The sequence below is a fragment of the Streptomyces sp. YS-3 genome (assembly GCF_045257485.1).
Lineage (GTDB): Bacteria > Actinomycetota > Actinomycetes > Streptomycetales > Streptomycetaceae > Streptomyces.
Genome location: NZ_JBJHPC010000304.1, coordinates 1 through 8,763, shown reverse-complemented (window position 1 = coordinate 8,763; position 8,763 = coordinate 1). Strand labels below are relative to the sequence as shown.

The 8,763-nt window shown below is 72.2% G+C and carries 11 protein-coding genes; 8 read left to right on the top strand and 3 right to left on the bottom strand.

Annotation, left to right across the window (positions count from 1 at the left end; translation table 11 throughout):
* Positions 1-70: 70 nt before the first annotated feature.
* The 4 genes from ACJA3G_RS22845 to ACJA3G_RS22830 all read left to right on the top strand — a co-directional run bounded on the left by ACJA3G_RS22845 (position 71) and on the right by ACJA3G_RS22830 (position 4,279).
* Positions 71-538 carry a hypothetical protein gene (locus tag ACJA3G_RS22845; RefSeq protein ID WP_406554896.1) on the top strand — a complete coding sequence of 156 codons (468 nt, stop codon included), beginning with the start codon at positions 71-73 and terminating at the stop codon, positions 536-538.
* A 141-nt stretch (positions 539-679) separates the two neighbouring features.
* A complete protein-coding gene (locus tag ACJA3G_RS22840) occupies positions 680-1,333 on the top strand; it encodes a dihydrofolate reductase family protein (protein ID WP_406554895.1) in 654 nt (217 codons plus the stop codon).
* Positions 1,334-1,506: 173 nt separating this feature from the next.
* Positions 1,507-3,033: a tetratricopeptide repeat protein gene (locus ACJA3G_RS22835; protein WP_406554894.1), complete on the top strand. Its 1,527-nt coding sequence runs from the start codon at positions 1,507-1,509 to the stop codon at positions 3,031-3,033.
* 181 nt (positions 3,034-3,214) lie between these two features.
* Positions 3,215-4,279: a hypothetical protein gene (locus ACJA3G_RS22830; RefSeq protein ID WP_406554893.1), complete on the top strand. Its 1,065-nt coding sequence runs from the start codon at positions 3,215-3,217 to the stop codon at positions 4,277-4,279.
* A 78-nt stretch (positions 4,280-4,357) separates the two neighbouring features.
* Here ACJA3G_RS22830 and ACJA3G_RS22825 read toward each other — a convergent pair whose 3' ends face one another.
* The 3 genes from ACJA3G_RS22825 to wrbA form a co-directional block, all read right to left on the bottom strand.
* Complete coding sequence (locus ACJA3G_RS22825; protein ID WP_406554892.1) at positions 4,358-4,777, bottom strand: VOC family protein; 420 nt, start codon at positions 4,775-4,777, stop codon at positions 4,358-4,360.
* Between the two features lie 28 nt (positions 4,778-4,805).
* Positions 4,806-5,027: a hypothetical protein gene (locus ACJA3G_RS22820; protein ID WP_358831271.1), complete on the bottom strand. Its 222-nt coding sequence runs from the start codon at positions 5,025-5,027 to the stop codon at positions 4,806-4,808.
* Positions 5,028-5,188: 161 nt separating this feature from the next.
* Complete coding sequence (gene wrbA / locus ACJA3G_RS22815) at positions 5,189-5,791, bottom strand: NAD(P)H:quinone oxidoreductase (protein WP_406554891.1); 603 nt, start codon at positions 5,789-5,791, stop codon at positions 5,189-5,191.
* A gap of 208 nt (positions 5,792-5,999) precedes the next feature.
* Between wrbA and ACJA3G_RS22810 the strand changes: the two genes are divergently transcribed.
* The 4 genes from ACJA3G_RS22810 to ACJA3G_RS22795 all read left to right on the top strand — a co-directional run bounded on the left by ACJA3G_RS22810 (position 6,000) and on the right by ACJA3G_RS22795 (position 8,674).
* On the top strand, positions 6,000-6,626 hold the full coding sequence (locus tag ACJA3G_RS22810; RefSeq protein ID WP_406554890.1) for a TetR/AcrR family transcriptional regulator: 627 nt from the start codon (positions 6,000-6,002) through the stop codon (positions 6,624-6,626).
* A 247-nt stretch (positions 6,627-6,873) separates the two neighbouring features.
* Positions 6,874-7,251, top strand: coding sequence for an anti-sigma factor antagonist (locus tag ACJA3G_RS22805; protein ID WP_406554889.1), 378 nt, complete (start codon positions 6,874-6,876; stop codon positions 7,249-7,251).
* A 240-nt stretch (positions 7,252-7,491) separates the two neighbouring features.
* The gene (locus tag ACJA3G_RS22800) at positions 7,492-8,154 is read left to right on the top strand and encodes a hydrolase (RefSeq protein WP_406554888.1); all 663 of its coding nucleotides are present in this window, start codon (positions 7,492-7,494) and stop codon (positions 8,152-8,154) included.
* Between the two features lie 7 nt (positions 8,155-8,161).
* The gene (locus ACJA3G_RS22795; protein ID WP_406554887.1) at positions 8,162-8,674 is read left to right on the top strand and encodes a DoxX family protein; all 513 of its coding nucleotides are present in this window, start codon (positions 8,162-8,164) and stop codon (positions 8,672-8,674) included.
* Positions 8,675-8,763 lie beyond the last annotated feature (89 nt).

Here is an 8,763-nt window from a genome sequence, read left to right as displayed (position 1 = left end):
GGGGTGGGCCGATGGGGTGTCGTCTGCGGGGCGGATGTCTTCGCGAGCCGGTCCTGCCTATCCTCCGGCCATGGAGTGGGCGACGGTGGTGGGGACGGCGCTGGGCGCGCTGATCGGCATGGGGAGCACGCTGTTCGCGGAGCGCGTCCGGTGGAGACGGAACCTGGGGGAGCATGAGCGCGCCGAGTTACGTACGGCGTACGCCCGCTATCTGGACGCGGCGACGCTGGCGCGGGACGCGATATCACTGGCCAGCCGGAACCTCGGTCTCGCGTCCGGCGAACGGGCCGGGCTCGCCCGGTCGGCGATCCAGGACAACGTGGTGTACGCGCGCCAGTACGAGCTGGAGCTCGTCGCTCCCGCCGAGGTCGTGACGAAGGCGCGGGAGGCGACGAAGGCGCTGGGGAGGTATCGGGACGTGGTGATGGGGGGCGCGACGTACGAGACGCCCGAGTGCGCGGAGGCCCGCCGGGCGTTTCGGAGGGCACGCGAGGCGATCATGGATGCGATGCGGGTTACGTTGGATCGAGGGCGGTGAGGTCCGGAGCCGATGCCACGGCTGCTGCCGGTGATGCAGGAGGGGGCGGGGCCCGGACTGTTTCTCCTGCTGCCCGAGCGATGAGTTTGCCCGGCTGGGCCAGTCACATGGGTATCGCCAACCACAGGAGGTATCAGTCAGGTGACTCAGCTACTGAAGGTGCAGAACTTCAACGTCTCGAGCGACGGTATCGGCGCGGGTCCCGCTGAGGACCAGAGCCTGGAGAGCCCGTTCGGCCTGCCCGACCCGGGAGAGCTGTTCGCCTGGGCGGGGGCGACGGCGAGCTGGCCGATGCGTACGGATCCCGGTGGCAGCCGGGGCCTGGACGACTACTTCACGCGGGACTTCGCGCACAACATCGGCGCGGAGATCATGGGCCGGAACAAGTTCGGGCCGCTGCGGGGGCCGTGGGAGAACGAGGAGTGGCGGGGCTGGTGGGGCGACGAACCGCCGTTCCACACACCGGTGTTCGTGATGACACACCACAAACGCCCGTCCTTCACGCTCTCCGACACGACGTTCCATTTCGTGGACGGCGACCCTGCGGCGGTGCTGGCGCAGGCGCGGGAGGCGGCGCGGGGGAAGGATGTCCGGCTGGGTGGCGGGGTGACGACGGTCCGGCAGTTCCTGGAGGCGGACTTGGTCGACACGATGCATGTGGCGGTGTCGCCACAGGTCCGGTACGGATCGGGCGTACGGCTGTGGGAGTCACCGGACGAGCTGCGGGACCGCTTCCACCTGGAGGTGGTGCCGAGTGCGAGTGGGGTGATGCATCACTTGTTCTGGCGGAAGTGAGACGGGCCGCTGCCACTCCGGCCGGACGCACACGGTCCGGCCGGTGACGCCCACGGTCCGGTCGGTGTCCGGTACCGGGCAATCCGTTTGACCGTTCCCCCGCCCGGCGTCGATAGTTGCCCCCCGAACGGAGTTCTGACCGAACCGTTCAGGTGTTCACAGGGTGGGGAATCATGCGGGCCAACGGGCAAGAGATCGATTCGGCATGCGCGGAAGCGGGGGCAGGGGCGGGAGCACGGGTCGAGGCGGTAGCCGAGACGGAGAGCGGCTCGCCCGTCGAGGCGGCCGTCGGCGCCGCGACTGACCCGGCGCTGCACGCGGAAGCCCTGCTCCGCGCCGGGCGGCTCGTCGAAGCACGGCAGGCCGCGCGGCGCGCGCTGGAGACCGGCGGACCCGCCGCCCGGCTCTCCGCCGTGCTCGGCCGGGCGCACGCCGCCGAAGGCGACGACGACCACGACGACCGCGCCGAGGCCGTCTACCGGGAAGGCCTGGACGCCTTCCCCGACGACATCGAGCTGCTGTCCGCCTACGCGGAGCTGTGCCTGAACGCCGACTACCTGGAGCGGCCCGGACGTCACCGGCGCGGCCCCGAACTCGTCGCCCGGCTGCGCGAGTTGGCGCCGGGATCGGTCCAGGCACTCCGGGCCGAGCGAGCCGCCGGCGGCAAGGACGTACCCAAACCCGCCCGGGTGCAGCGCCATGACGCCCGGCTGGTGCTGAAGCTCTCCCCCACCCCCCGCACGGCCGCGGACCGGGCCCGGATCCAGGCGGGCGCCCGCCCCGAGGATGAGCGCCTCGCGGTGCTGGCCGAAACCCTGGACACGCTGGCCCGCCCGGGCCGGGGGCCGCTGCGCTGGATGGTCGGACACCCTCTGGCGAGCACCTCGCTGGCGTGGGCGGGTTACGCCGCGGTACTGCTCGCCGTGCCCGCGGTCCCCCTCCCGGCCTGGGGGGCGTGCGCCGCCGTACTCCCTCTGCTGCCGTCGGCCGTCCTGCGCCGAGTCCTGCGCGGGGCCCGGCGCAGGGCCGGGGCACACACCTCGGCCGCACCCGCCGAGGCCGCGCAGGACCTGACCTTCCCGGTGCTGCCGCCCGTACCGGCTCCCACCGCACGCGACCGGATCGTCGGCGCGCTCGTCCTCACCACCGCCGTCGGAGCAGCCGCCGGGTCCGTGACCTGGTCGCAGATCCAGTACCGGGACTACCCCCGCTACACGGTCGCCGCGCCCCGGACCCTGGGCACACTGGACAGGCTGGAGCTGACGCCCGTCCAGCAGGGCATGGCCGACGAGCTCGACGCGGACTTCGCGGGCGTGGCGCACGAGACGTTCGCCTACGTCTACGGCGACAAGGGCCTCGGCCGGGCGGCGTTCGTGGTCCTCGGCGCGACGGGCGACTTCCACGGTATGACCCCCGATCTCCTCGACGAGCTGCGCCACGGCCTGGAGACCTCCGGGCTGACCGTCAGCGCCGACTGGAACGCCGACCCCGGCCGCTACGGCGGCTGGATGAAGTGCGTGACGTACAAGCCCGCGACGAGCGTCCCCGAAGTGGCGTGCGGCTGGGCGGACAAGGGCAGCGTGGGCACGGTCATCGTCGCCGACCGGGGTGCCGGACGGAGCACGGCGGAGGCAGCCGCCCGGCGGGCTCGGGAAACGGTGCTGCACCGGGGCTCGGAACGGCCGGACGGGGAAGTCTGAGGACCGCCACGTTCGCGGCAGGCGGTCGCCCTCCGGCGGGCCGCTGTGTCCGCGGATACCGACGCTCCGGGTCGTGGCGTGCGCTGTGCGATCATTGGCAGGTTTGCCGGGGAGGGCCCGGCTGGGTTGATGCGGGGATCGCGACGTGGGTGTGGTGGGGGATCGGAGCGGTGGTTCGGCCGTGCCCGAGGACGAGTGGGAGCGGTTCCAGCGCGAGTTGGCGGAGGGTGCGTCCGAGGCGCCCGAGGAACCGTCCGCGCGGGCCCGGATGGTGACCCGGCGGCTGCGCAAGCAGCCCTCGGCACAGGAGGTGTGGCGTGGCTACGCGCCCGCCAGGCCGCGACGGGGCAGGCAGGGCCGGTATGTCGTTGGCTTCCTCGCCTCGCTCGCCCTGCTGGCCGTGGCCCTGTTTCCGGGGCGGGTGGTCGACTGGTTCGCCGGTGACGAGCAGCCGGACACACCGCTTGCCGCGGAGACGAGCCGCCCCACCCAGGCGCCGCCCGCACAGGTCGCGGAACGGCCCACGCTGAGCGAACCGTTCAGGGGGTCGCCCGCGGCGCGCTGGGCCGATGGCGCGGCGGGGATCTCCGTTCCCCCGGCCAGGGCGACCGGCTGGATGAGTACGCGGCAGGTCGCGGACGCGCTGGACCGGACCCGGGACTTCCTCGTCGCCTCCAGTCTCGATCCGGCGGTGCTGCGGGGCGGTCGTCCCGCGAAGGCCATCGCACGGATCAATCCGCACCAGAAGGACGTCCAGGACTACTTGGCGACCGCGTTTCGTGAGCCCAGCAGGACGAACGACCCGTTGCTGCTGTTCAGCCGCTTCGAGAAGACGCGTACCCGTCTCGTCGGGGACGTGGTGAAGACGCGGGGCCGGATCACCTTCGAGCAGGGCGATCGCGGCGCACTGCGGGTGTCCACCGACGTCACCTATGTGTACCCGGTCGTCGGCGCGCTCGCGGGCAGCACCGAGGTCGAGCGCACGATCGTGCGGCGCGAAGTGGTGATGGACTGGGACGATCCCGCGAAGGTGATCACCGAGCAGGGGACGTTCTCCCTGGTCTCGTACAAGATCGATGTCACGAACGGCGGCTGCGGCATCCCGAACGGCTACCTCACCCCGGCGCTCGGCGCGGAGCGCGACACCGGGGCGGCCGACGGCCCCGGGATCGACCCGTACAACCGCAGCACGTCCATGGATCAGCGGATGGAGAAGAAGGGTTGCGGCGTCGCCACACGGATGTGAGCGGCCGGCGTCGTCAACGGCCCCGGCCACACCGTGTATGCGGTAAGCGGCGCCTGGAAGCCGGCCCGCGGCTGCGCGTCACTGGCTCAGCAGCGAAAACGTATGCCCCGCCGGGTCGGAGTAGAGGCGGGTGTCGTGCGGGCCGCCGTTGTCCTTCGTGTCCAGGGGACGGCCGCCCAGCGCGATCACCTGCCGCTCCACCGCGTCCATCTCCTCCCGCCGCACCAGGAGTTCCAGGTGCGCCTGCTGGGAGTCGTCGGGGCGGGGCCAGCTGTTGGGGGCCGCGCCGTGGTCACGGCGGAAGGCCATCCTCGTACCGCCGCGGCCGGTGATCTCGATCCGTTCCTTGCCGCGTTCGTCTGCCGCCGGGAGTTCGCCGCCCAGCAGTCGGGCGTAGAACTCGGCCAGGGCCTCCGGCTCGGCGCAGTCGAGGGCGAGGACTCCCGCCTGCACCAAGCCCGTCGACTCCGTCGTCACGTTCTTCGACAGTTCTTCCATTCCATGCCCTCCGCGCCTGACGCGATGCTCAGTAGTAGCGGCGGTCCTCCTCGACCACGGCCGCGGCAGGCGGGGGCGCCTGGAGCCGACGGCGCTTGAAGATGCTCACGTACGCGGCCGTTCCGATGATGCCCACGGCCATCAGGACCAGACCCGCGACGTGGATGTTCATGCCCTGGACGTGCCAGTCGACCGCGAACGTGAGAATCGCTCCGATCCCTATCAGCAGAATGCATCCGCCGAGACCCATGGCTGTACCTCCGAACTCCGACTGCACGTACGCTCGGTTGGTACGGGTGCCCCTGCGCGGCCGTACCTAACGTCCGGCGCCCGTCGGCCCGTTCACTGCCGGGTACGCGCCGGGGCCCGGCCGTCGCGTACGGCCGGGCCCCGGGATGCGCGCGTGAGGTGTCAGCGCGCGCCCGCCTGCAGACGGGCGGCGATCTTCGCCAGACGCTCGCCCTGGTAGCGCGCCGCCTCAAGGGTCGCCTCGGAGACGGCCGCGGAGCCCGCGTGGACCGTGCCGTACGGGTTGCCGCCGGCGCCGTACACGACCGGGTCGGTGTAGCCGGGCGCGACAATGATCGAACCCCAGTGGTGGAACGTGTTGTACAGCGCGAGCGTCGTCGACTCGTTGCCGCCGTGCGTGTTGACGGCGCTGGTGAAGCCGGTGGCGGGCTTGTCCGCCATGACGCCCCGCTGCCACAGGCCGCCCGTGGTGTCGATGAACTGCTTCAGCTGCGCGGCTATGTTGCCGAAGCGGGTCGGCGAGCCGAGCGCGTACGCGTCCGCCCACTCCAGGTCGTCGAGCGTGGCGACCTCGACGCCCTTGGTGTCCTCGACGTGCGCGCGCCACGCCGGGTTGGAGTCGATGGCCGCGTCCGGAGCGAGCTCGGGGACCCTGCGCAGCCGGACCTCGGCGCCGGTCTTCTCCGCCCCCTCCGCGATTCCCTTGGCGAGCTGGTGGACGTTCCCGGTGGACGAGTAGTAGATGACCGCGACCTTGGCACTCATGACGAGGCCCCTCCCAAGCAGAGATCGTAAGACAGTGCGTGGAGGAGAAGTGGATAGCTATCCGGTTCCCCTCTGGGCATGAGTAAAGCGGATAGGAATCCACTTTGCAAGGGATTTCCGGTGTCCGCCCCCTGGGTCACCGGCGTCCCCGCCCCGCCGCTCCCGCGAGGGGGGCTCGAAGCGGATAGCTATCCGGTAGCCTCGGACCATGACCCGCATCGAACTCTCCGTCACGGGCCAGGACCCGCCGGAGCGCGCGGACGCCGCCCGCAACCGCCGCAGGATCCTGGACGCGGCGGCCCGGCTGGTCGCGGAGCAGGGGCCGCGGGCCGTCACCATGAACGCGGTGGCCCACGCCGCCGGTATGGGCGTCGGTACGGTCTACCGCCGGTTCGGTGACGTCAGCCAGCTCCTCATCGCCCTGATGGACGACGGCGAGCGGCGCTTCCAGCAGGCGTTCCTCTCCGGCCCCCCGCCGCTCGGCCCCGGCGCCCCGCCCGACGAGCGGCTGCGCGCCTTCCTGCACGCGCTCGCGGACCGGATCGTGGAACAGCGCGAGATCATGCAGCTGGCGGAGGCCGCGTCGCCGCGCGCGCGGTACACCACCGCGGTGTACGCGACGCTGCACACCCATGTGTCGATGCTCCTGCGCGCGGCGCGGCCCGAGGCGGACATCGCGATGCTGGCCCATCTGCTGCTCGCCCCCTTCGTGCCGAGCCTGTTCGAGCATCTGACGGCGGGCCGGGGGGCGACGCCGGAGCGCATCAAGGCGGGTATCGACGATCTGCTGGGCGTGCGGCGCGGCCCGGACCGCGGCGCCGACGACCGTTCCTGACCGCCGGACCGGACAGATCGGCGCGCCCGGTCAACTGCGGACCGATCAGCGGATCGGTCATATGCCAACGCGTAATGTTCAATGGCCACTTGGGCCGGGCATGCACACACCGGAGGCCCCGGTTCTCGACACATGCGGCCGGGTGTCCCCACCGTTCCACCGCACCTCGTCCCACCGCACCTCCTCCCCCGTACCCTCTCCTCCGTCGGCCTCCGGGCGGGCGGGTCGCCTCCCCCGAGGTGAGCACATGATCACCGTCCTACCGGATTTCGCTCCACCGTCACGCGTCTACCGCATGCACGGGCATACGGTCCTGGCCCTCTGTGGCGAGATCGACATCGCCACCGCCGCCGAGGTCGTCCCGTACCTGGAGGCGGTGACCGCGCCGGACGGGCCGAAAGTCGTGATCGACCTGACCGCGGTCACCTTCTTCGACTGCTCCGGCCTGCGGCTTCTCAGCTCGGCCCGCCGACGCGTGCGCGCCCGCCACGGCAGCCTCACCGTGGTGTGCGCGCATCCGTTCACCCTGCGGATCCTGGCGCTCTCGGGCCTCGGGCCCGCGCTGCGCCTGGTTCCCACCCTGGAGGAGGCCGTCCGGCCCCCGGCGACCGCGGGCCGCGACTGAACCGGGTACGCCGGGGCGGGACGGCGCCACCCGCCCCGACTGCCGGCCCGCCGCGGCGTCCCGTGAACTCGCCCGGCACATCGTCGACTCCGGCCTTCCCGGCCGAGCCGTGCGCTGAGCTGCCACCCCCTGTGCACGCAGAGAAAAACCGCCCGTCACGACGGCCCTAGCTTCGGAGTGTGCCCAGCCGCCGCAGTGCGGTGGGCGCCACTTCTTCTGACCGTTGCGAGAGGGACCCTCATGTTCGACATCTCCCGGGTGCACGCCGCCCCGAGCGGGGATCTGCTCACCGCCGACAACGCGGTCATGCTCTTCGTGGACCACCAGCCACAGATGTTCTTCGGCACCGGCAGCGGGGACCGTGCCGCGATCATCAACAACACGGTGGGACTGGCGAAGGCGGCGCGGGCCTTCGGTGTGCCGGCGGTGCTGACCACGGTCGCCGCCGAGTCCTTCTCCGGGCCCCTGCTGCCGCAGCTCGCCGAGGTGTTCCCGGAGAACGAGATCATCGACCGTACGTCGATGAACGCGTGGGAGGACGAGGCCCTGGTCGCCGCCGTCAGGGCGACCGGCCGCAGGAAGATCGTCCTGGCCGGGCTGTGGACCGAGGTCTGCCTGGTGCTGCCGGCGCTGTCCGCGCTGGAGCAGGGGTACGAGGTGTACGTGGTCGCGGACGCCTCCGGCGGAGTCACCCCGGCCGCCCACGAGCACGCGCTCCAGCGGATGGTGGCCGCCGGGGCCGTACCCGTGACCTGGGTGCAGGTGCTCCTGGAGCTCCAGCGGGACTGGGCGCGCCAGGAGACGTACGGCGCCGTGATGGAGATCGTCAAGGCTCACGCGGGCGCGTACGGTCTGGGCGTCGTCTACGCCCAGTCCGTCATCGGTGCCCACGCGGCGGGCTGAACTCCCCGTGGACACCGGACTCCTGATCCTGCGTCTGCTGATCGGCCTGCTCGTCGCGGGCCACGGTGTGCAGAAGATCAGTACGCACCTGGGCGGCAGCGGACTCGACGGCGGCGCACGGGAGTTCCGCGCCGACGGCTTCCGCGGCGGCGCGCTGACCGCCCTGGCGGCGGGCGGCGGGCAGATCGGCTCCGGGCTGCTGCTGGCCGCCGGGCTGCTGACCCCGCTGGCCGCGACCGGCGCCGTCGGTGTGATGACCGTCGCCCTCACCGTGAAGTGGCACAACGGCGTATGGGTGCAGAACGACGGCTACGAGTACCCCTTGGTCCTCATCGGCACCGCCGTCTCCCTGGCGGCCACCGGGCCCGGCGCCTGGTCGCTCGACGGGGCGCTCGGGTTCTCCTCCTACCCGGCGTGGTGGGCGGCCCTCGCCGCGGCGGCCGGTCTCGGCAGCGGGCTGCTCACCCGGCTGGTGCTCCACCGCGCCCCCGAGAGGGCACAGGCCCCCGGCCGCGTGTGAGCACCCTCGGCTGACCCCGCCGCCCGCACAGTCCGGGTCCGGCCGCTCCGGTACACCCCCTTGGCCGGGCGGCCGGACCCACCCCAACC

What these genes read in the sequence shown, in the direction of transcription:
- ACJA3G_RS22825 (WP_406554892.1), bottom strand. Translation starts at nt 4,777, where the DNA reads ATGGAAGAACTGTCGAAGAACGTGACGACGGAGTCGACGGGCTTGGTG.
- ACJA3G_RS22805 (WP_406554889.1), top strand. Translation starts at nt 6,874, where the DNA reads ATGATCACCGTCCTACCGGATTTCGCTCCACCGTCACGCGTCTACCGC.
- ACJA3G_RS22845 (WP_406554896.1), top strand. Translation starts at nt 71, where the DNA reads ATGGAGTGGGCGACGGTGGTGGGGACGGCGCTGGGCGCGCTGATCGGC.
- wrbA (WP_406554891.1), bottom strand. Translation starts at nt 5,791, where the DNA reads ATGAGTGCCAAGGTCGCGGTCATCTACTACTCGTCCACCGGGAACGTC.
- ACJA3G_RS22835 (WP_406554894.1), top strand. Translation starts at nt 1,507, where the DNA reads ATGCGGGCCAACGGGCAAGAGATCGATTCGGCATGCGCGGAAGCGGGG.
- ACJA3G_RS22820 (WP_358831271.1), bottom strand. Translation starts at nt 5,027, where the DNA reads ATGGGTCTCGGCGGATGCATTCTGCTGATAGGGATCGGAGCGATTCTC.
- ACJA3G_RS22800 (WP_406554888.1), top strand. Translation starts at nt 7,492, where the DNA reads ATGTTCGACATCTCCCGGGTGCACGCCGCCCCGAGCGGGGATCTGCTC.
- ACJA3G_RS22810 (WP_406554890.1), top strand. Translation starts at nt 6,000, where the DNA reads ATGACCCGCATCGAACTCTCCGTCACGGGCCAGGACCCGCCGGAGCGC.